This is a genomic window from Duganella sp. BJB1802 (genome assembly GCF_013369445.1).
GTDB lineage: Bacteria > Pseudomonadota > Gammaproteobacteria > Burkholderiales > Burkholderiaceae_D > Rugamonas > Rugamonas vulcania_A.
On record NZ_JABWEF010000001.1, the window covers coordinates 95,201 to 116,128 of the forward strand.

Below are 20,928 nucleotides of genomic sequence, written 5' to 3' on the forward strand. Positions count from 1 at the left end.
AAGCTGTCCTATACACGCTGCCATCGGCCGACATGACCTTCTTAAAAGAACCTCCCCACAAGCACGGCACCGTTGGCCGTAGCGCCATCGTGCTGGTCAACCTGGGCACGCCCGACGCGCCCACCCGCCCGGCGGTGCGCCGCTACCTGAAGGAATTCCTGTCCGATCCGCGCGTGGTGGAGATCCCGCGCGCCGTGTGGTGGTTCATCCTCAACCTGATCATCCTGCCGTTCCGCTCCGGCCAGTCGGCGAAAAAATACGCGTCGATCTGGACCCGCGACGGCTCGCCGCTGAAGGTGCACACCGCCGCCCAGGCCCTGCTGCTGCGCGGCGCGCTCGGCGAACGCGGCCACCAGAACCTGACCGTGGCCATGGCCATGCGCTACGGCTCGCCGTCGCTGCCCGAGGTGCTGGCCAAGCTCAAGGCCGACGGCGTCGGGCGCATCGTCGTGCTGCCCGCTTATCCGCAGTATTCCGGCACCACCACCGGCTCCATCTACGACGCCGTGTTCGACCACTACCGCGCGGTGCGCAACATCCCCGAGCTGCGCTTCGTGCGCAACTACCACGACCACGACGGCTACATCCGCGCGCTGCGCGATTCGGTGCAGGCGCACTGGGACGCCCACGGCCGCCCGGACAAGCTGGTGCTGAGCTTCCACGGCGTGCCCAAGCGCACGCTGATGCTGGGCGACCCCTACCACTGCGAATGCCTGAAGACCGCGCGCCTGCTGGCCGCCGCGCTGAAGCTGACGCCGGATCAATACCTGGTCACCTTCCAGTCGCGCTTCGGCAAGGCCGAGTGGCTGCAGCCCTACACCGCGCCCACCATCGCCCAGCTGGCGCGCGACGGCGTCCAGCGCGTGGATGTGCTGTGCCCCGGCTTCACCAGCGACTGCCTGGAAACGCTGGAGGAAATCGCGATGGAGGTGCGGCACGACTTCGAGCAGGCCGGCGGCAAAGAGTTCCACTACATCCCCTGCCTGAACGAAACCCCGGCCTGGATCGCCGCCATGGCGGAGATTGCCGAGCAGCACATGATCGGCTGGCCCACCCAGATGGCGCCGGCGCAGCACGATGAATTGAGGAAAGACGCGGAAACCGGCCGCGCAGCCGCCCTCAAACTGGGCGCCGCCGACTGAAAAGAGGCAAACTTGCCACAACTACCCGCTTACGCCATCATCAGCACTTGCGGTCGGTGAGTGCCAGCCTGTTAAAATAGCCGATTGACGGGATCGGCTGCGTAGCAGATCCATGCCGTCGCCAGGACGATGTAGACCAGGATGGATGCTGCGATCAGTGGCAACTTCATGATGGATGCACTCCCTGAAAACCTGCCGCGACGGTTGTCTTTAGTACATCTTAGACGCTGCGCTGCAAAAGAGTAGAGCCTGCACAGACGAAGTTTTGTAACGCTTGATACATCAGGCCGCTTGCGGGGCAGCGGCGGCAAATGGCGCTCGGAATAACCCTTGAAAACGTAGGTTATCGCCCCATTTGCTGCTGGTGCAGTAAGAAAAGTAATGTCAAACAAATACGATAGTAGGAGTCTATAGATGCAAGATCAGGAAAACCAAGCCGTACCTAATCCAGAGGCGGCCGCAGCCGCTGCGTCGGCCCCGCCATCGAATCCTGACCAGCCTACGCTGGAGGAGCAGCTGTCGGCCACCGAAGCGAAACTGGCCGAGATGCACGACGCCTTCATGCGCGCCAAGGCCGACGGCGAGAACATCCGTCGCCGCGCCCAGGAAGACGTGGCCAAGGCCCACAAATTCGCCGTCGAGAGCTTCGCCGAGGCCATGGTGCCGGTCAAGGACAGCCTGGAAATGGCGCTCAAGGTGGAAACCCCGTCGGTCGAGTCGCTGAAGGAAGGCGTGGAAATGACGCTCAAGCAGCTGTCCTCGGCGTTCGAGAAGAACCGTCTGCTGGAAATCTTGCCGGCCCAGGGCGAGAAGCTGGACCCGAACAAGCACCAGGCCGTCGCCGTGGTGCCTGCCGACCAGGAAGCCAATACGGTAGTTTCCGTACTGCAAAAAGGCTATATGATCGCGGACCGCCTGCTGCGTCCCGCCATCGTGACCGCGGCACAGGCAAAGTAAATTTCGCCGAACTAAGCACTTGAAAACATACAGCTTTTCCACATATTAGTACCATCTGAACTTTAGCAAATAAGGAAGAAAAATCATGGGTAGAATTATCGGTATCGATCTGGGAACCACGAATTCCTGCGTTTCCATCATGGAAAATGGTCAGCCAAAGGTAATCGAAAACGCCGAAGGCGCGCGCACGACGCCCTCGATCATTGCTTACCAAGAAGATGGTGAAATCCTCGTCGGCTCGCCGGCCAAGCGCCAGGCGGTGACCAATCCGAAAAACACGCTGTTCGCCGTCAAGCGCCTCATCGGCCGCAAGTTCGACGAAAAAGAAGTGCAGAAGGACATCGGCCTGATGCCTTACTCGATCATGAAAGCCGACAACGGCGACGCATGGATCGGCGTACGCGACAAGAAACTGGCTCCGCCGCAAATCTCGGCTGAAGTGCTGCGCAAGATGAAGAAGACGGCGGAAGACTACCTCGGCGAGGAAGTCACCGAAGCCGTCATCACCGTGCCTGCGTACTTCAACGACTCGCAGCGCCAGGCGACCAAGGACGCCGGCCGCATCGCGGGCCTGGACGTCAAGCGCATCATCAACGAACCAACCGCCGCCGCGCTGGCATTCGGCCTGGACAAGACCGACAAGGGCGACCGCAAGATCGCCGTGTATGACCTGGGCGGCGGTACCTTCGACGTGTCGATCATCGAGATCGCCGACGTCGATGGCGAAAAACAATTCGAAGTGCTGTCGACCAACGGCGACACCTTCCTGGGCGGCGAAGACTTCGACCAGCGCATCATCGATTACATCATCGACGAGTTCAAGAAGATCAACGGCCTGGACCTGAAAAAAGATCCGATCGCCCTGCAGCGCATCAAGGCTTCGGCCGAGCGCGCGAAGATCGAACTGTCGTCGTCGCAGCAGACCGAGATCAACGAGCCGTACATCGCCATGGCGAACGGCGCGCCGGTCCACCTGACGCTGAAGATGACCCGCGCCAAGCTGGAATCGCTGGTGGAAGAGCTGATCAACGCCACCATCGAGCCATGCCGCACCGCGATCAAGGACGCCGGCGTCAAGGTCTCCGACATCGACGACATCATCCTGGTCGGCGGTATGACCCGTATGCCGAAGGTGCAGGAAAAAGTGAAGGAGTTCTTCGGCAAGGACCCGCGCAAGGACGTGAACCCGGACGAAGCCGTCGCCGTGGGCGCCGCGATCCAGGGCTCCGTGCTGTCGGGCGAGCGCAAGGACTTGCTGCTGCTGGACGTGACGCCTCTGTCGCTGGGTATCGAAACCCTGGGTGGCGTGATGACCAAGATGATCCACAAGAACACCACGATTCCTACCAAGTTCTCGCAAGTGTTCTCGACCGCCGACGACAACCAGCCTGCGGTGACCATCAAGGTCTACCAGGGCGAGCGTGAAATCGCGGCCGGCAACAAGGGCCTGGGCGAATTCAATCTGGAAGGCATCCCGCCGGCGGCACGCGGCACGCCACAGATCGAAGTGACCTTCGACATCGACGCCAACGGCATTCTGCACGTCGGCGCGAAAGACAAGGCCACCGGCAAAGAGAACAAGATCACGATCAAGGCCAACTCCGGCCTGACCGAAGCCGAGATCCAGAAGATGGTGAAGGACGCCGAAGTCAACGCCGAGGAAGACAAGAAAGTGAAAGAGCTGGCCGAGTCGCGCAACCAGGCCGACGCGCTGGTGCACTCGACCCGCAAGTCGCTGACCGAATACGGCGACAAGCTGGAAGCGGGCGAGAAGGAAAAGATCGAAGCGGCGATCACCGACCTGGAAGGTTCGATCAAGGCCGGCGACAAGGCCGAGATCGACGCCAAGGTGGCCGCGCTGTCGACCGCTTCGCAGAAGCTGGGCGAGAAGATGTACGCTGACATGCAGGCGCAGCAAGCCGCTGCCGGTGGTGGCGCCGAAGGCGGCGCTGGCCACCAGGGCGCGGGCGCCGAGCAGGCCAAGCCACAGGACGACGTGGTGGACGCCGACTTCAAAGAAGTCAAAGACAGCAAGTAATCCGGTGTCGTTCCCGCAGGCGCGGGAATGGCCAGCCGAGCCGTGCGGCCGTGCAAACGGCACCGGCTCGGCTTTTTAGCATAAACAGTACATCAGTATAAATACAGCAAGGTGCCGACAATATGGCAAAGCGAGATTTCTACGAGACACTTGGTGTCGCCAAAAACGCGTCGGAAGACGAGATCAAGAAGTCGTATCGCAAACTGGCGATGAAATACCATCCGGACCGCAATCCGGATAGCAAAGAGTCGGAAGAAAAATTCAAGGAAGTCAAAGAAGCCTACGAGATGCTGACCAATCCGGAGAAGCGCGAGGCGTATGACCGCTACGGTCACGCCGGCGTCGATCCGAACATGGGCGGAGGCGGCGGCTTCGGTGGCGGCGCGGGCGGCTTCGGCGACGCCTTCGGCGACATCTTCGGCGACATCTTCGGTGGCGGCCGCGGCCGCAGCCAGGGCCCGCAGGTGTACCGCGGCGCAGACTTGCGCTACAACCTGGAGATCACGCTGGAGCAGGCCGCGCACGGCTTCGACACCACCATCCGCGTGCCGTCCTGGGACAAGTGCGACACCTGCCACGGTACCGGCGCCAAGCCCGGCACCTCGCCGGTGACGTGCTCGACCTGCGCCGGCCACGGCCAGGTGCGTATGCAGCAGGGCTTCTTCAGCATCCAGCAGACCTGCCCGAAGTGCCACGGCACCGGCAAGATCATTCCGGAGCCATGCGCCGCATGCTCGGGCCAGGGCCGCATCAAGCGCAACAAGACGCTGGAAGTGAAGATCCCGGTCGGCATCGACAACGGCATGCGTATCCGCTCGTCGGGCAACGGCGAGCCGGGCACCAACGGCGGGCCGTCGGGCGATTTGTATGTGGAGATCCACATCAAGCCGCACAGCGTGTTCCAGCGCGAGGGCGACGACCTGCATTGCGAGATGCCGATCTCCTTCGCCAAGGCGGCCTTGGGCGGCGACATCGAGGTGCCGACATTGTCTGGTAAAGTGTCGTTCACGATCCCCGAAGGCACCCAGTCGGGCAAGACCTTCCGCCTCAAGGGCAAGGGCATCAAGGGCGTGCGTTCCGGCTTCGCGGGCGACCTGTTCTGCCACGTGGCGGTCGAGACCCCGGTCAAGCTGACCGAGAAGCAGAAGGACATGCTGCGCGATTTCGAGAAGCTGACCACCGAGGGCGGCGCCAAGCACAGCCCGCAAAGCAAGACCTGGCGCGACAAGGTGAAGGATTTTTTTGAGTAGCCAGTTGAGTAACTGCGACGTCACGCAGTCTTGGTAATATCGGACCGCCGCGCCACCTTTCCGGGTGGACCGGCGGTCTTCTTATGTACGAGAGGAGCATCATGAGTGATCTGGACAACAGCAATTCCCCGTTGCGCGACCTGCTGGACAACAACCGCCGCTGGGCCGAATCGGAAGTCGAGCGCGACCCGGACTTCTTCAACCGCCTGGCGCAGCAAGCCTCGCCGGAATACCTGTGGATAGGCTGCTCGGACAGCCGGGTGCCGGCGAACGAGCTGCTGGGCCTGGCGCCTGGCGACGTTTTCGTCCACCGCAACATCGCCAACGTGGTGGTGCATTCGGACCTGAACGCGCTGTCGGTGCTGCAGTTCGCGATCGACGTGCTGAAGGTGAAGCACGTGATCATCGTCGGCCACTACGGCTGCAAGGGCGTGCACGCGGCGATGACCGGCACGCGCGTCGGCCTGGCCGACAACTGGCTGCGCCACGTGCAGGACGTGCATCAGAAGCACGAGCGCTACCTGGGCGACGTCCTGACCAGCAAGCTGCGCGCCGAGCGCATGTGCGAGCTCAACGTGGTGGAGCAGGTCTCCAACGTCTGCCAGACCACCATCGTGCAGGACGCATGGGACCGTGGCCAGGATGTCACGGTGCACGGCTGGGTCTACGGCCTGAAGGACGGCAAGCTGCACGACCTGGAAATGACCGTCGCCGCCGCCCACGAACTGGCGCCACGCGTGGCCAAGCGCCTGGGCGTGTACGAGGCGGACCTGGGCTGACCAGCGTTGCCGCTGGCGGAGAGGCCGCTTTGTGCCGTAGAATGGATTGATTCTTGCTTGCAGTAAGGCCATGAACTCTCTTCCATACTCCGCATGACGACCATGAAACACCTACGTATCGTGGTCGTCAACACCATCATCCTCGCCGGCGACGAGGATGACGAGGCGCTGCGCGCGCAGGCCGAGCGGGCCCGCGCGCTGCGCATCGGCCTGCTGGAGGCGGGCTACGACATCGTCGCCTCGCTGCCGCCGGACATGTACCTGCCCGAGCGCATCGCCCAGCTGCAGCCCGACATGATCATCGTCGACGCCGAATCCGACGCGCGCGACGTGCTGGAGCACATCGTCATCGCCACCCGCGACGAGCGCCGCCCCATCGTCATGTTCACCGAGAGCGACGACACCGAGAGCATGGAGGCCGCCATGGCGGCCGGCGTGTCGGCCTACATCGTGGCCGGCCTGCAGAGCGACCGCATCAAGCCGGTGCTGCAGGTGGCGCTGGCGCGCTTCAAGCGCGAGCAGAAGCTGCTGGACGAACTGTCCGACACCAAGAGCAAGCTGGCCGAGCGCAAGATCATCGAGCGCGCCAAGGGCCTGTTAATGGAGCGCCAACGTTTCAGCGAAGAGCAGGCCTACCAAAAGCTGCGCAGCATGGCCATGAGCAAGAACCTCAAGCTGTCCGAGGTGGCCCAGCGCATCATCGACGTCGAAGATTTATTGGGCTGACGCCCGTCCAAAATGATGCACCGCGCAATCGCGGTGCGTTTTCTGCGCCATCACACGGCGCTCCGATCCGCCCCATCCCCCTGGCTTTCCCCTGCAAACTTGCTGGCATGGACATTGCATAGCCTGTAAGCAAGCGCAACGGTGCGCTTGATGTACCTCGCCAACGGCGGTGAGGTCCACCAGACAACGACGTCTACACACGTGAATCCGTTCACGCTGGGTAGACTTTTTTTTTGCCGTTTTGTTCTGCTGACTACATAAGGGATTTGCGATGGAATATGAAAAGCCACGAGCAGGGAACGACCTGCCATCCGATGCGAACGTTGTGAACACCAAGCGTCGGCAGATCATTCATGGCGCAGGTCTTGTAGCGGGGGGAAGCATGTTGGGATTGGCAACGGGTGGCGTGTGGGCGGCGGGTTCGGACAAGCCGGAGAAGGAAGAAATCAAGATCGGCTTCATTCCGCTGACCGACTGCGCGTCGGTGGTGATGGCCTCGGTGCTGGGCTTCGACAAGAAGTACGGCGTCAAGTTCGTGCTGAGCAAGGAGGCCTCGTGGGCCGGCGTGCGCGACAAGCTGGCCAACGGCGACCTGGACGCGGCCCATGTGCTGTACGGCCTGCTGTACGGCGTGCAGATGGGGATCGGCGGCCAGAAGAAGGACATGGCGGTGCTCATGGGCCTGAACAACAACGGCCAGGCCATCACGCTGTCGAAGAAGCTGGCCGACAAGGGCGCGGTGGACGGCGCCTCGCTGGCCAAGCTGATGCAGACCGACAAGCGCGAATACACCTTCGCCCAGACCTTCCCGACCGGCACCCACGCGATGTGGCTGTACTACTGGCTGGCCGCCAACGGCATCAACCCGATGAAGGACGCCAAGGTCATCACCGTGCCGCCGCCGCAGATGGTGGCCAATATGCGGGTCGGGAACATGGACGGCTTCTGCGTGGGCGAGCCGTGGGGCCACCGCGCCATCATGGACGGCGTGGGCATCACCGCCACCACCACCCAGGACATCTGGAAGGACCACCCGGAGAAGGTGCTCGGCTCGACGCTGGAATTCGCCAAGAAGCACCCGAACACCTGCCGCGCGATGATGGCCGCCATCCTCGACGCCGGCAAATGGATCGACGCCTCGCTGGCCAACAAGAACAAGATGGCCGAGGTGATCGCCGACAAATCCTACGTCAACACCAGCAAGGACGCGATCGACCAGCGCATCATGGGCCGCTACCAGAATGGCTTGGGCAAGACCTGGGACGACCAGAACTACATGAAGTTCTACAACGACGGCGCGGTCAACTTCCCGTATCTGTCGGACGGCATGTGGTTCATGACGCAGCACCGCCGCTGGGGCCTGCTGAAGGACGATCCGGATTACCTGGCCGTGGCCACCGCGGTCAACCAGATCGATTTGTACAAGGACGCCGCGGCGATGACCAAGACACCGGTGCCGAAAAGCCCGCTGCGCACGTCGAAGCTGATGGATGGTTCCGTTTGGGACGGCAAGAACCCGAAAGCGTTCGCCGCCTCGTTCAAGATCAAAGCCTGATGAGGGAATGCCATGAACGCCATGCTCCAACCTGAAAGCGCCGCGCCGGTCGCGGCACCGGCACCGGGCGCGGTGCGCCGTCCGCGCCGCCCGCTGGCCGCCAACGCGTCGACGCGCGCGCGGCAGCAGGTATCGGCCACCGCGATGAAGATCGTCGCGCCATTGCTGGGCGCCGCGCTGCTGGTGCTGGTCTGGCAGATCATCACCATCAACAACAGCAGCTTTCCGACTCCGCTGGTGACCCTGCAGGAAGCGGTCAAGCTGTTCTCCGATCCGTTCTACAGCAAAAGCCCGAACGACCAGGGCATAGGCTGGAACGTGCTCGCCTCGCTGCAGCGCGTTGCGGTGGGCTTCGGGCTGGCCGCGCTGGTCGGCATCCCGCTGGGCTTCGTGATCGGCCGCGTGCAGTTCATCGGCAGCATGTTCGGACCGATCATCAGTTTGCTCAAGCCGGTGTCGCCGCTGGCCTGGCTGCCTATCGGCCTGCTGGTGTTCAAGTCCGCCAACCCGGCCGCCATCTGGTCGATTTTCATCTGCTCGATCTGGCCGATGATCATCAACACCGCCGTCGGTGTGCAGCGCGTGCCGCAGGATTACATGAACGTGGCGCGGGTGCTCAATCTGACGGAGTGGAAGGTGCTGACCAAGATCCTGCTGCCGTCCGCGCTGCCCTACATCCTGACCGGCGTGCGGCTGTCGATCGGCACCGCGTGGCTGGTGATCGTCGCGGCCGAGATGCTGACCGGCGGCGTGGGCATCGGCTTCTGGGTGTGGGACGAGTGGAACAACCTCAATGTCCCGCACATCATCATCGCCATCGTCGCCATCGGCGTGGTCGGGCTGCTGCTGGAGCAGGCGCTGATGGCGCTGGCCCGGGCCTTCACCTACGAACAAGTATCCAACTAAAGGAGCGCGATCATGGACGAGCCAAAATTCATCGATATCGAAGGCGTGGAGATGGTGTTCCACACCCGGAAGGGCGTATTCCACGCGCTGCGCGAGATCGACCTGACGGTGCGCAAGGGAGAGTTCATCACGCTGATCGGCCACTCGGGCTGCGGCAAGTCGACCTTGCTCAACCTGATCGCCGGCCTGCTCAAGCCCACCGACGGCGTGCTGTTGTGCGCCAACCGCGAGATCGCCGGGCCGTCGCCGGAGCGCTCGGTGGTGTTCCAGAACCACTCGCTGCTGCCCTGGCTGACCTGCTACGAGAACATCCACCTCGGCGTGGAGCGCGTGTTCGGCAAGACCGAAACGCGCAACCAGCTGCGCGAGCGCACCTTGCAGGCCTTGGCGCTGGTCGGGTTGACGGCGGCGGAGGGCAAGCGTCCGCATGAGATCTCGGGCGGCATGAAGCAGCGCGTCGGCATCGCCCGCGCGCTGGCGATGGAGCCGAAGGTGCTGCTGATGGACGAGCCGTTCGGCGCGCTCGACGCGCTGACGCGCGCGCACCTGCAGGACGAGCTGCTGAAGATCGTCGCCGCCACCAAGTCGACCGTGGTGATGGTCACGCACGACGTGGACGAGGCGGTGCTGCTGTCCGACCGCATCGTGATGATGACCAACGGCCCGGCCGCCACCATCGGCGAAATCGTCGACGTGCGGCTGGATCGTCCGCGCGACCGCGTGGCGCTGGCGCAGGACGCGCGCTACGGCGAGTACCGTACGGCGGTGCTGGAGTTCTTGTACCGCAAACAGGCGCATCCCGCGAAGGAAGCCGCTTGATGGATATGACCACGCCCCCACTGGCGCCGGAGAGCGCCGCCAACAAAGCGCTGTCCGGTGAAGTGTTCGGCGCGTTGATCAATCTGTCGGGCCGCCGGCGTTTTCTCTCGCAGCGCATCGTGCTGTATGCGCTGCTGGCGTCGCAAGGGCAGGAGGACGCCGCCGCCATCGCGCAGGAGGCGCTGGCGGTGTTCCGTGGCGCGAACAAGTCCCTGCTGGCCGAGAAGGATGGGCTGCCGGGCGTGTTCTGTTCCGAGCTGAGGGAGGCTTACTTCGGCAAGCTGGATGGCGACCGGCAGATCACCGCCTTCGCCGACCTGGGCGAGCGCACCCTGAAGTCGATCGCACTGGGATCGCCGCAGACGCCGGAGCTGCTGGCGGAGCTGGTGCGCATCACCACGCCGACGCTGGCGATCCTCAACACCATCACCAGCATCTACGAAGAGCAGGCAAAGAAGCACGCCCGCATGGTGCGCAAGCAGCTGCGCGGCGTGATCACCGATATCGATACCATCAATCGCCAGGCGCGGATGGTGGCCTTCAACGCGCGCATCGTCGCGGCGAGGGCTGGGCACGCGGGCAAGGAATTCTCGGTGGTGGCGGGCGTGCTATCCAACATCACCGGCGAGATTGATGAAATGGTCAACGCGGCGCTGGCCGCGGCAGGATAAGGAGAACATCATGGGCAGCGTAACCCTGGTAGGCGCCGGTCCCGGCGACCCGGAACTGTTGACGTTGAAGGCCGTCCGCGCCATCGAGCGGGCCGACGTGGTGCTGATCGACGACCTGGTCAACCCGGAGATACTCGGCTTCGCGCCATCGACGGCGCGGGTGATCCAGGTCGGCAAGCGAGGCGGCTGTGCATCCACGCCGCAGGAATTCATCGAACGGCTGATGATCGCCGAAGCGCGCGCGGGGAATCGTGTGGTGCGCCTGAAGGGCGGCGATCCGTACATGTTCGGCCGGGGAGGCGAGGAGCGGGCATCGTTGCGTGCGCACGGCATCGAGGTCGACGTGGTGCCGGGCATCAGCAGCGGCCTGGCCGCGCCGGCCAGCATCGGCATCCCGCTGACGCACCGCTCGTGGAGCCAGGGCGTGACCTTCGTCACAGGCCACGGCAAGGACGCGGAATCCGAGCCCGAATGGAAAGCGCTGGCGCAGAGTGGCCTGACATTGGTGATCTACATGGGTGTGGCGCGCGTGGACGCGATCCAGGCCGGCCTGCTGGCGGGTGGCGCGGCGCCCGATACGCCGGTGGCGGTGGTGCAATCGGCCACGCGCGACAACCAGCGCCAGTTGATCACCACCCTGGGCCAGCTGCCGCAAGCGCTGCGCGCTAGCGGCTTGGGCAGCCCAAGCATCATCGTCGTCGGCGACGTGGTGCGCTGCGCGGACGACTACGCTGGGGCAGACCTCGATGGAGGCCAGTCATTTGCCGTCGTATATGGCTCTTAAAATATTGACGAAATATCGGTGTGAGCCCATCGGCCCAACACTAGTCATCAGCGTTTCAATGTGTGGACCATCGTAGGCCAGGATGACTACTTTGTTCTTTAACTCCGCCCTGGTGCTGCCGTCTAAAACAGAATTGAAGGAGACACTGCGAGCCAATGGCGGCTGGATGCGCCCTGCGGCAGCCTGGTTCCTGCTATCGACCTTGATGATATGACCACCGACCTGTATCCAATGCTCCGCGCGGAGAATGGCTCTCTTTTTCGCTGCCATCTCAATCGCGCAGAGGATCAGTGATTTGACGGGGCGCGATTGGTACTGTTCCACCATCGGCACAAGGGTGGAGTTGAAGTCTACAAATCCAATATCCGTGGCGTGCTTTGCGAACAGCGGCAGAGGAATCCAGCCGCGCGAGCCGGCGGCCGCCACGTTGAACGAGCCGTTGAGCGAGAATCTTTCGTCAAGCCGATTCGAACTACCCTGCTGGTTATCCAACCGCGCTTGTAGAGCGCCAGGGATGCGCGCCAGCGCCTTGGCCAGGCGCTCGTCGCCCGGGCCATCCTTCGGCTTATCGAGAAAGAACTTCAGCACCAGGCCACGGGCGCCGGCGTCGGCGATGGCGTTAATTCCATTCGCCAGTACGTTTCGATCCAGCGGTATGGCCCCGAACTTTGCTTCGCTCTGTGCATCGATGAATACGACGATAAAGTCCTCGTCAAATGAATGAGGCTTCGCCATCGCTGGCGCCAAAGCCGCCATGAAAACCAGGCAGCCCAGCATTCGGATGGCAAATGGACGGGTAGGAGTCATGGCCCAGCATATGTCAGTGTTGAAAAATCGTCAACGCACCGTTGGCGCGCACCGATAGCGTGCAATCGTGCACCGCAACATGGCGTGGTGGCGGCGCAGTCCCGGTCCGCTGCGGCCTTCTCCCCCTGTAAACACGTGGCGAAGGGCCTGGCACAGCTCTTGCAATACAGAGGCTAAGGGATCAACGGCGATCCCCCCGAATACATCAGCCGACCCAATGACGGGTTGGCAGGACAACGGCGTCCGCCCAACCCGGTCTTAGGTGACCTTGGTTGCGCGGGCGCCTTTTTGTTTTCTGAACGGGATAAAAAAATGGCCACCAAAGCTACCAGCATCAAGCTCTTTTCGATCTCAACGCCGCAGATGCGGGCGTTCCACCTGACCTGGATGGCGTTCTTCGTCTGCTTCTTCGCGTGGTTCGCCTGCGCGCCGCTGATGCCGGTGATTAAAGGTGAATTCGGCCTGAGCGTCGCTCAGATCGCGAACATCAATATCGCCGCAGTCGCCATCACCATCCTCGTGCGGCTGGTGGTCGGCCCGCTGTGCGATCACTTCGGTCCGCGCAAAACCTATACCGGCTTGCTGCTGCTCGGTTCCATCCCGGTGATCGGCGTGGCCTTCGCGCAGAGCTACGAGAGCTTCCTGTTCTTCCGCCTCGGGATCGGCGCGGCCGGCGCCAGCTTCGTCATCACGCAGTACCACACGTCGGTGATGTTCGCGCCTAAAGTGGTGGGCACCGCCAACGCCGCAGCAGCAGGTTGGGGCAATGCCGGCGGCGGCGTGGCGCAAGCCACCATGCCGCTGCTGATGACCGCCATGATCATGCTGGGCGTGAGCGAAACCTACGGCTGGCGCGCCGCGCTGATCGTACCGGGCGTACTGATGATCATCATGGCCGGCGTCTACTACCGCTTTACGCAGGACTGCCCGCAAGGGAACTTCACCGAACTGCGCGCAGCCGGCATCGCCATCGACGGCGGCGCAAAAAAAGGCGGCTGGGAGAGCTTCAAGCTGGCATCGATCAACTACCGCGTGTGGATGCTGTTCATCACCTACGGCGCCTGCTTCGGCATCGAGATCTTCATCCACAACATCGCCGCGATCTACTACGTCGACCACTTCAAATTGACGCTGCCGCAGGCCGGCATGGCGGCGGGCAGCTTCGGCCTGCTGGCGTTGTTCGCCCGTGCGCTGGGCGGCTGGGTGTCGGACAAATTCGCCGCCGCCGGCAACCTGAATAACCGCGTCACGCTGCTGTTCGTGCTGATGCTGGGCGAAGGCGCCGGCCTGCTGATGTTCGCCAACGCCGGCACCGCCGCGCTGGCGATCGGCGCCATGCTGGTGTTCGGCCTGTTCACCCACATGGCCTGCGGCGCCACCTACGCCATCGTGCCGTTCGTCGACAAGCGCGCCCTGGGCGGCGTGGCAGGCATCATCGGCGCGGGCGGCAACGTCGGCGCCGTGGCCGCGGGCTTCCTGATGAAGGGCCTGGGCAATGTGCAGCAAACCCTGAGCATCCTGGGCATCGTTGTCGCCGCATCCGCGCTGTGTGCACTGGCCGCCCGCTTTAGCAGCAGCGCCGTCGAAGAAACCGCAACCGCCGCCAAGCTGGCCGCCTAAGAGGACATCATGAAGATCATCGTTATCGGCCACGGCATGGTTGGCCACAAATTCCTGGAAAGCCTGGCCAACAGCGGCGCCCCCAACCTGCAGGTGACGGTGCTGTGCGAAGAGCCGCGTCCCGCCTACGACCGCGTGCACCTGTCCGAATTCTTCTCCGGTAAATCGGCGGAAGACCTGTCGCTGGTGAAGCCTGGCTTCTTCGAGCGCGACGACATGGTGCTGCGCCTGAACACCCGCGCCACCCAGATCGACACCGCCGCCAAGACCGTCACCACGGCCGACGGCAATGTGCTGGACTACGACAAGCTGGTGATCGCCACCGGCTCCTTCCCGTTCGTGCCGCCGCTGCCAGGCAAGGAGCGCAAGGACTGCTTCGTCTACCGCACCATCGAAGACCTGGAAGCGATGCTCGAATGCGGCAAGCGCTCCAAGACCGGCGTCGTCATCGGCGGCGGCCTGCTGGGCCTCGAATGCGCCAAGGCGCTGCGCGACATGAACCTGGACACCCACGTGGTCGAATTCTCGCCGCGCCTGATGGCGGTGCAGGTGGACGACGGCGGCGCGCGCGTGCTGCGCCGGAAGATCGAAGAACTGGGCGTGACCGTCCACACGGGTAAAAACACCACCGCCATCGTCGACGGCGTCGACGGCACCCACCGCATGGAGTTCGCCGACGGCGGCCACCTGGACGCCGACATGATTGTGTTCTCGGCAGGTATCCGCCCGCGCGACATGCTGGCCCGCGAGAGCGGCCTGGCCATCGGCCCGCGCGGCGGCATCGAGATCAACAACAACTGCGTCACCTCCAACCCGGACGTCTACGCCATCGGCGAATGCGCGCTGTGGGGCGGCTTGATCTTCGGCCTGGTGGCGCCGGGCTACGAGATGGCGCGCGTCGCGGCCAAGCACATACTGGGCGAGGTGGCGGAATTCTCCGGCGCCGACATGAGCACCAAGCTGAAACTGATGGGCGTGGACGTGGCCAGCATCGGCGACCCGCACGGCAAGGTCGAAGGCAGCCGCTCCTACCAGTTCACCGATGAGCGCAAGCAGATCTACAAGAAGATCGTGGTCTCCGACTGCGGCAAGTACCTGCTGGGCGGCGTGATGGTGGGCGACGCCAGCGAATACGGCACGCTGCTGCAGATGATGCTGAACAAAATCGAGCTGCCGGAATCGCCGGAGTTCCTGATCCTGCCGCAGTCGGACGGCGCGGCCAAGCCTGGCCTGGGCGTGGACGCGCTGCCTGAGAGCGCGCAGATCTGCTCCTGCAACGACGTGTCGAAAGGCGCGTTGTGCGGCGCGGTGGCCGGTGGCGCCACCACCATCGGCGAACTGAAAAGCTGCACCAACGCCGGCACCTCCTGCGGCGGCTGCGTGCCGCTGGTGACGCAGGTGATGAAGGCCGAGATGAAGAAGCTCGGCATGGCCGTCAACAACCACGTGTGCGAACACTTCGCTTACTCGCGCCAGGAGCTGTTCCACCTGATCAAAGTCGGCCAGATCAAGACCTTCGGCGACCTGCTGGCCAAGCATGGCAAGGGCCTGGGCTGCGATGTCTGCAAACCGCTGGCTGCCAGCATCCTGGCCTCGGTGTGGAACGACTTCGTGCTGAAGAAGGAGCACGCCAGCCTGCAGGACACCAATGACTACTTCCTCGGCAATATCCAGAAGGACGGCACCTACTCGGTGGTGCCGCGCATGCCGGGCGGCGAAGTCACCGCCGATGGCTTGATCGCGGTCGGCATGGTGGCCAAGAAGTACCAGCTGTATACCAAGATCACCGGCGGCGCCCGCGTCGATTTGTTCGGCGCGCGCGTCGAGCAGCTGCCGCTGATCTGGGAAGAGCTGATCGCCGCCGGCTTCGAATCCGGCCACGCCTACGGCAAGTCGCTACGCACGGTGAAGTCGTGCGTCGGTTCCACCTGGTGCCGTTACGGCGTCGACGACTCCATCGGCCTGGCGATCGAACTGGAAAACCGTTACAAGGGCCTGCGCACGCCGCACAAGATCAAGTTCGGCGTATCCGGCTGCACCCGCGAGTGCGCCGAGGCGCAGGGCAAGGACGTCGGCGTGATCGCCACCGAAAAGGGCTGGAACCTTTACGTATGCGGCAACGGCGGCATGAAGCCACGCCACGCCGAACTGCTGGCGACGGACCTGGACAAGGCCACGCTGGTCAAGTACATCGACCGCTTCCTGATGTTCTACACCCGCACCGGCGACCGCCTGCAGCGCACCAGCGTGTGGCGCGAGAACCTGGAAGGCGGTTTGGATTACCTGAAGCAGGTCGTCGTCAACGACAAGCTGGGCATCGGCGCCGAACTGGAAGCCGACATGCAGCACGTGGTCGACACCTATGCGTGCGAGTGGAAGGAAGCAGTCGAGAATCCTGAAACCCGCAAGCGCTTCCGCCACTTCGTCAACAGCGAGAAGGGCGACGAGAACGTGTTGTTCATGGAAGAACGCGGACAGATTCGTCCGGCCACCGTGGAAGAGCGCAAGCGCGTGATTCCGATCGTAGTCAAGGCAGCTTGAGGAGAACATTATGCATCGCGATATTCAAACCGATAACTGGATCGCCGTCTGCAACCTGGACGAGATCGTGCCCAACACCGGCGTATGCGCCCTGTTGAACCAGCAGCAGGTCGCCGTGTTCCATGTGGACGACGGCAGCGCGCGCGTGTTCGCCATCGATAACTACGATCCGAATTCCGAGGCGGCCGTGCTGTCGCGCGGCCTGGTGGGCAACCTGGGTGAGCGCATCGTGGTCGCCTCGCCGATCTACAAGCAGCACTTCGACCTGCAAACGGGCGAGTGCCTGGAGGCGCCGCACCATTCGGTCGGCACCTATCCCGCCCGCATCGACGGCGGCAAAGTCTGGGTCGGCCTGTGAAACCCGCGCTGGTCGTGATCGGCAACGGCATGGCCGGCATGCGTACGGTGGAGGAGCTGTACAAGCTGGCGCCGGACATGTACGACATCACCGTGTTCGGCGCCGAGCCGCATGGTAACTACAACCGCATCCTGCTGTCGCCTGTACTGGCGGGCGAGAAGAGCATGGAAGACATCATGCTCAACACGCGCGAGTGGTACGTCCAGCATGGCATCACGCTGCACGCGGGCGATCCGGTCGAGCACATCGACCGCCGCAAGCGCATCGTGCGCGCCCGTTCCGGGCTCGAAGTGCGCTACGACCGGCTGCTGATCGCCACCGGCTCCAAGCCCTTCATCATTCCCGTGCCGGGCCACCTGCTTCCCGGCGTGTTGGCATTCCGCGACATCCAGGACGTGGAGAGCATGCTGGCGATGGCCCGCAATCACCGCCACGCGGTGGTGATCGGCGGCGGCCTGCTGGGCCTTGAGGCGGCCAACGGCCTGCAACGGCAAGGCATGTCCGTCACCGTGGTTCACGTGACCGACGCGCTGATGAACCAGCAGCTCGACAAGCCCGCCGCGCTGCTGCTGCAAAAGGCGCTGGAAGCGAAGGGCCTGAAGTTCATGATGAACGCGCAGACCGCCGAAATCGTCGGCCCGGACCGCGCGCGCGCGGTGCGCTTCAAGGACGGCAGCGAGATCCCGGCCGACCTGGTGGTGATGACCGCCGGCGTGCGTCCCAACATCGACCTGGCCAAGTCCGCGGGCCTGCACTGCGAACGCGCCATCGTGGTTGACGACACGCTGCAAACCTACGATCCGCGCGTGTACGCCGTCGGCGAATGCGTGCAGCACCGCAGCGCCACCTTCGGCCTGGTGGCGCCGATCTGGGACCAGGCGCGCGTCTGCGGCGCCCACCTGGCCGGCGCCGGCGTGCGCCGCTATGTGCAGCAAACGTCGCCCACCCGTCTGAAAGTGACCGGCGTGGACCTGTACTCGGTCGGTGACTTCATCGGCGGCGAGGGCAGCGAAGACCTGGTGCTGCGCGACGCGCGGCGCGGCGTCTACAAGCGGCTGGTGCTGAAGGATGGCCGTGTCACCGGCGCCGTGCTGTATGGCGACGTGAAGGACGGCCCGTGGTACTTCAACCTGATTCAAAACCGCACCGACATTACGCCGATCCGGCAAAACCTGTTGTTTGGCGAAGCGCTGTCCGCGCGCGCCGCATGATTTGAGCGAGAAGCATCTTGAACCTGTCCACCGACCATCTTGCAGTACGCACCACCTGCGCCTATTGCGGCGTAGGTTGCGGTGTGCAGGCCACGCCCAAGGCCGACGGCACGATCGCCATCGCCGGCGACAAGCTGCATCCCGCGAACAAGGGACGCCTGTGCGTCAAGGGTTCCGCGCTGGGCGAGACGATCGGCCTCGAAGGCCGCCTGCTGTATCCGCAGGTGCGCGATGCGGACGGCCTGCGCCGCGTGTCGTGGGACGCCGCGCTGGACAAGGTCGCCGGCGCCTGGCGCTCCATCATCGCCGAGCATGGCCCGGACGCGGTGGCGCTGTACGTCTCCGGCCAGCTGCTGACCGAGGACTACTACGTCGCCAACAAACTGATGAAGGGCTACATCGGCAGCGCCAACATCGACACCAACTCGCGCCTGTGCATGTCGTCGGCGGTGGCCGGCTACAAGCGCGCCTTCGGCGAGGATCTGGTGCCGCTCTGCTACGACGACCTGGAATTGGCGGACATGGTGGTGCTGGTCGGCTCCAACACCGCGTGGTGCCATCCCATCCTGTTCCAGCGCATCCTCAAGGCCAAGGAAAGCCGGCCGGAGATGAAGATCGTGGTCATCGATCCGCGCCGCACCGCCACCTGCGAGCTGGCCGACCTGCACCTGCCGGTCAAGGCGGGCACCGACGTGTGGCTGTTTAATGGCTTGCTGAGCTACCTGGCGCGCATCGGCGCGGTCGATCCTGAGTTCATCGGCCATCACACCAACGGCCTGGATGCGGCGCTGGACACGGCCAACATCGATTGCAGCGATCCCGCCGCCGTGGCGAAGATCTGCCGCATCGAACTGCCGGTGCTGATGGAGTTCTACGAATCCTTCGCCACCACGCGCAAGACCATCACCGCTTTCTCGATGGGCGTGAACCAGTCGTCGGCAGGCACCGACAAGGTCAACGCCATCATCAACTGCCATTTGATCGGTGGCCGTATCGGCAAGCCGGGCATGGGGCCGTTCTCGATCACCGGCCAGCCCAACGCCATGGGCGGGCGCGAAGTGGGCGGCCTGGCCAACATGCTGGCCGCGCATATGGACCTGGACCGCGCCGACCACCGCGAGGTGGTGCAGACCTTCTGGGACTCTCCTTCCATCGCCGCCAGGCCTGGGCTGAAGGCGGTCGACCTGTTCCGGGCGATCGAAGAGGGCAAGGTCAAGGCGGTGTGGGTGATCGCCACCAATCCGATGGTCAGCCTGCCGGATGCGGACCAGGTACGGCGCGCGCTGGAGAAGTGCGAGCTGGTGGTCGCCACCGACATCATGCAGAACACCGACACCAACGCCTACGCCGACGTGCTGCTGCCGGCGCTGGGCTGGGGCGAGAAGGACGGCACCGTCACCAATTCCGAACGCCGCGTATCGCGCCAGCGCGCTTTCCTGCCCGCGCCGGGCGAGACGCTGCCCGACTGGAAGATCCTGTCGCTGTTCGCGCAGCGCATGGGTTTCGGCGGTTTCGACTTCAGCGGCGCCCAGGACGTGTTCGACGAACATGCGCGCCTGAGCGGCTTCCGCAACGCCGTCGGCGATGTGCCGCGCGCGTTCGACATGTCCGGCCTGGCCGGCCTCGATCAGCGCGCGTACGACGAACTGGAACCGACCCAGTGGCCGGTGCGCCGCGCCGCTTCCGGCGAACTGCAGGTCGAAGCGCGCCTGTTCAAGGACAACGTCTTCGCGCACGCCGACGGCAAGGCGCGCTTCATCGCCACCGCCACGCGCGCGCCGGCCAACGCCGTCTGCGAGGACTTCCCGCTTTCGCTCAACACCGGCCGCGTGCGCGACCAGTGGCACACCATGACGCGCACCGGCAAATCCGCCACGCTGGCCGACCACATCGCCGAATCCTTCGTCGATATCCATCCGCAGGACGCGCTGCTGCACGGCGTGCGCGAGGGCGAACTGGCGCGCGTGAGCTCCCAGTGGGGCGCGATGGTGGCGCGCGTGCAGCACGGCGGCGGCATCCCGCGCGGCAGCGTGTTCATTCCCATCCACTGGTCGGGCCAGACCTCGTCCGACGCGCGCGTGGGCGCGCTGGTCAATCCGGTGGTCGATCCCGTCTCCGGCGAGCCGGAGTTCAAGCACACGCCGGTACGCATCGAGCAGTTCCGCGTGAACTGGCATGGCTTCATCCTGAGCCGCACCGAGATGAGCCTCGACAGCGTGGCCCACTGGACCCGCATCCAGGGCCGCGAATTCGCCCGCTACGAACTGGCCGGCCGCAACACCATCAGGGACTTCGGCGCCTGGGCGCGCGAGCTGCTGGGCGTGGCCGACCTGGACGCCGACTGGCTCGAATACGAGGACCGCACCGCCGGCGTGTATCGCGCCGTGCACGTGGTGAACGACCGCATCGAGCAATGCATCTTCCTGTCGCCGCGCCAGGACATGCCGTCGCGCGCCTGGCTGGCCAGCCTGTTCGTCAAGGCGGAGCTCAGCGAGATCGATCGCGTCGGCCTGCTGGTCGGCATGCCGGTCGAGAAGGGCGCGGACACCGGCCCCACCGTGTGCTCCTGCTTCGGCGTGGGCCGCAACACGATCTGCGGCGCCATCGTCGAAAAAGACCTGAAGACGGTGGCCGAGGTGACGGCCTGCCTGAAGGCCGGCGGCAATTGCGGCTCTTGTGTACCGGAAATCAAAAAGATTCTTGTGCAAACCCGTGTGGAGGCTGAGGAAGAAAGGTTGTAAACATGGTAAATTAGACTATCGAT

General features: G+C 64.0%; 17 protein-coding genes. 16 read left to right on the forward strand and 1 reads right to left on the reverse strand.

Going from position 1 to position 20,928, the window contains the following annotated elements; all coding sequences use genetic code 11:
• Window positions 1–32: 32 nt before the first annotated feature.
• The 11 genes from hemH to cobA all read left to right on the forward strand — a co-directional run bounded on the left by hemH (window position 33) and on the right by cobA (window position 11,627).
• Window positions 33–1,142, forward strand: a complete 1,110-nt coding sequence (hemH, locus tag HUX88_RS00485; RefSeq protein WP_176360462.1) for a ferrochelatase — start codon at window positions 33–35, stop codon at window positions 1,140–1,142.
• Window positions 1,143–1,556: 414 nt separating this feature from the next.
• Window positions 1,557–2,099, forward strand: coding sequence for a nucleotide exchange factor GrpE (grpE, locus tag HUX88_RS00490; RefSeq protein WP_117014049.1), 543 nt, complete (start codon window positions 1,557–1,559; stop codon window positions 2,097–2,099).
• Window positions 2,100–2,184: 85 nt separating this feature from the next.
• Window positions 2,185–4,137, forward strand: coding sequence for a molecular chaperone DnaK (gene dnaK / locus HUX88_RS00495; protein WP_117014048.1), 1,953 nt, complete (start codon window positions 2,185–2,187; stop codon window positions 4,135–4,137).
• A 122-nt stretch (window positions 4,138–4,259) separates the two neighbouring features.
• Window positions 4,260–5,387 carry a molecular chaperone DnaJ gene (dnaJ, locus tag HUX88_RS00500; protein ID WP_117014047.1) on the forward strand — a complete coding sequence of 376 codons (1,128 nt, stop codon included), beginning with the start codon at window positions 4,260–4,262 and terminating at the stop codon, window positions 5,385–5,387.
• A gap of 101 nt (window positions 5,388–5,488) precedes the next feature.
• Window positions 5,489–6,166, forward strand: a complete 678-nt coding sequence (gene can / locus HUX88_RS00505) for a carbonate dehydratase (protein WP_117014046.1) — start codon at window positions 5,489–5,491, stop codon at window positions 6,164–6,166.
• Window positions 6,167–6,268: 102 nt separating this feature from the next.
• The gene (locus HUX88_RS00510) at window positions 6,269–6,892 is read left to right on the forward strand and encodes an ANTAR domain-containing response regulator (protein WP_117014234.1); all 624 of its coding nucleotides are present in this window, start codon (window positions 6,269–6,271) and stop codon (window positions 6,890–6,892) included.
• A gap of 382 nt (window positions 6,893–7,274) precedes the next feature.
• Window positions 7,275–8,447: a CmpA/NrtA family ABC transporter substrate-binding protein gene (locus tag HUX88_RS00515; RefSeq protein WP_176360463.1), complete on the forward strand. Its 1,173-nt coding sequence runs from the start codon at window positions 7,275–7,277 to the stop codon at window positions 8,445–8,447.
• 12 nt (window positions 8,448–8,459) lie between these two features.
• The gene (gene ntrB, locus HUX88_RS00520; RefSeq protein ID WP_176360464.1) at window positions 8,460–9,353 is read left to right on the forward strand and encodes a nitrate ABC transporter permease; all 894 of its coding nucleotides are present in this window, start codon (window positions 8,460–8,462) and stop codon (window positions 9,351–9,353) included.
• Between the two features lie 12 nt (window positions 9,354–9,365).
• Window positions 9,366–10,172 (forward strand): ABC transporter ATP-binding protein, encoded by an 807-nt coding sequence (locus HUX88_RS00525; protein ID WP_176360465.1) that lies wholly within the window; start codon window positions 9,366–9,368, stop codon window positions 10,170–10,172.
• The gene (locus HUX88_RS00530; protein WP_176360466.1) at window positions 10,172–10,843 is read left to right on the forward strand and encodes a methyl-accepting chemotaxis protein; all 672 of its coding nucleotides are present in this window, start codon (window positions 10,172–10,174) and stop codon (window positions 10,841–10,843) included. Before HUX88_RS00525 ends, HUX88_RS00530 begins: the two co-directional genes overlap by 1 nt.
• Window positions 10,844–10,853: 10 nt before the next feature.
• Window positions 10,854–11,627, forward strand: a complete 774-nt coding sequence (cobA, locus tag HUX88_RS00535; protein ID WP_176360467.1) for a uroporphyrinogen-III C-methyltransferase — start codon at window positions 10,854–10,856, stop codon at window positions 11,625–11,627.
• Here cobA and HUX88_RS00540 read toward each other — a convergent pair.
• The gene (locus HUX88_RS00540; protein ID WP_176360468.1) at window positions 11,601–12,434 is read right to left on the reverse strand and encodes a CHASE2 domain-containing protein; all 834 of its coding nucleotides are present in this window, start codon (window positions 12,432–12,434) and stop codon (window positions 11,601–11,603) included. The two genes, cobA and HUX88_RS00540, sit on opposite strands and share 27 nt — an antisense overlap.
• Window positions 12,435–12,746: 312 nt before the next feature.
• On the opposite strand from HUX88_RS00540, the gene HUX88_RS00545 reads away from it, so the two are divergent.
• Genes HUX88_RS00545 through HUX88_RS00565 form a run of 5 tightly spaced genes read left to right on the forward strand, consistent with a single transcriptional unit; the run spans window position 12,747 to window position 20,905 of the window.
• Window positions 12,747–14,054, forward strand: coding sequence for an MFS transporter (locus HUX88_RS00545; protein ID WP_117014039.1), 1,308 nt, complete (start codon window positions 12,747–12,749; stop codon window positions 14,052–14,054).
• 9 nt (window positions 14,055–14,063) lie between these two features.
• A complete protein-coding gene (gene nirB / locus HUX88_RS00550; protein WP_176360469.1) occupies window positions 14,064–16,595 on the forward strand; it encodes a nitrite reductase large subunit NirB in 2,532 nt (843 codons plus the stop codon).
• A gap of 10 nt (window positions 16,596–16,605) precedes the next feature.
• A complete protein-coding gene (gene nirD / locus HUX88_RS00555; protein WP_176360470.1) occupies window positions 16,606–16,953 on the forward strand; it encodes a nitrite reductase small subunit NirD in 348 nt (115 codons plus the stop codon).
• On the forward strand, window positions 16,950–18,164 hold the full coding sequence (locus HUX88_RS00560) for an NAD(P)/FAD-dependent oxidoreductase (RefSeq protein ID WP_117014036.1): 1,215 nt from the start codon (window positions 16,950–16,952) through the stop codon (window positions 18,162–18,164). The genes nirD and HUX88_RS00560 overlap by 4 nt, the downstream gene beginning before the upstream one ends.
• A 17-nt stretch (window positions 18,165–18,181) precedes the next feature.
• A complete protein-coding gene (locus HUX88_RS00565; RefSeq protein WP_176360471.1) occupies window positions 18,182–20,905 on the forward strand; it encodes a nitrate reductase in 2,724 nt (907 codons plus the stop codon).
• Window positions 20,906–20,928 lie beyond the last annotated feature (23 nt).

Bases quoted from the DNA above. Each gene is read 5' to 3' on its own strand.
- cobA (WP_176360467.1), top strand. From the start codon at position 10,854: ATGGGCAGCGTAACCCTGGTAGGCGCCGGTCCCGGCGACCCGGAACTG.
- HUX88_RS00545 (WP_117014039.1), top strand. From the start codon at position 12,747: ATGGCCACCAAAGCTACCAGCATCAAGCTCTTTTCGATCTCAACGCCG.
- nirB (WP_176360469.1), top strand. From the start codon at position 14,064: ATGAAGATCATCGTTATCGGCCACGGCATGGTTGGCCACAAATTCCTG.
- HUX88_RS00510 (WP_117014234.1), top strand. From the start codon at position 6,269: ATGAAACACCTACGTATCGTGGTCGTCAACACCATCATCCTCGCCGGC.
- hemH (WP_176360462.1), top strand. From the start codon at position 33: ATGACCTTCTTAAAAGAACCTCCCCACAAGCACGGCACCGTTGGCCGT.
- can (WP_117014046.1), top strand. From the start codon at position 5,489: ATGAGTGATCTGGACAACAGCAATTCCCCGTTGCGCGACCTGCTGGAC.
- HUX88_RS00530 (WP_176360466.1), top strand. From the start codon at position 10,172: ATGGATATGACCACGCCCCCACTGGCGCCGGAGAGCGCCGCCAACAAA.
- dnaK (WP_117014048.1), top strand. From the start codon at position 2,185: ATGGGTAGAATTATCGGTATCGATCTGGGAACCACGAATTCCTGCGTT.
- grpE (WP_117014049.1), top strand. From the start codon at position 1,557: ATGCAAGATCAGGAAAACCAAGCCGTACCTAATCCAGAGGCGGCCGCA.
- ntrB (WP_176360464.1), top strand. From the start codon at position 8,460: ATGAACGCCATGCTCCAACCTGAAAGCGCCGCGCCGGTCGCGGCACCG.
- HUX88_RS00525 (WP_176360465.1), top strand. From the start codon at position 9,366: ATGGACGAGCCAAAATTCATCGATATCGAAGGCGTGGAGATGGTGTTC.
- dnaJ (WP_117014047.1), top strand. From the start codon at position 4,260: ATGGCAAAGCGAGATTTCTACGAGACACTTGGTGTCGCCAAAAACGCG.
- HUX88_RS00515 (WP_176360463.1), top strand. From the start codon at position 7,275: ATGTTGGGATTGGCAACGGGTGGCGTGTGGGCGGCGGGTTCGGACAAG.
- HUX88_RS00540 (WP_176360468.1), bottom strand. From the start codon at position 12,434: ATGACTCCTACCCGTCCATTTGCCATCCGAATGCTGGGCTGCCTGGTT.
- nirD (WP_176360470.1), top strand. From the start codon at position 16,606: ATGCATCGCGATATTCAAACCGATAACTGGATCGCCGTCTGCAACCTG.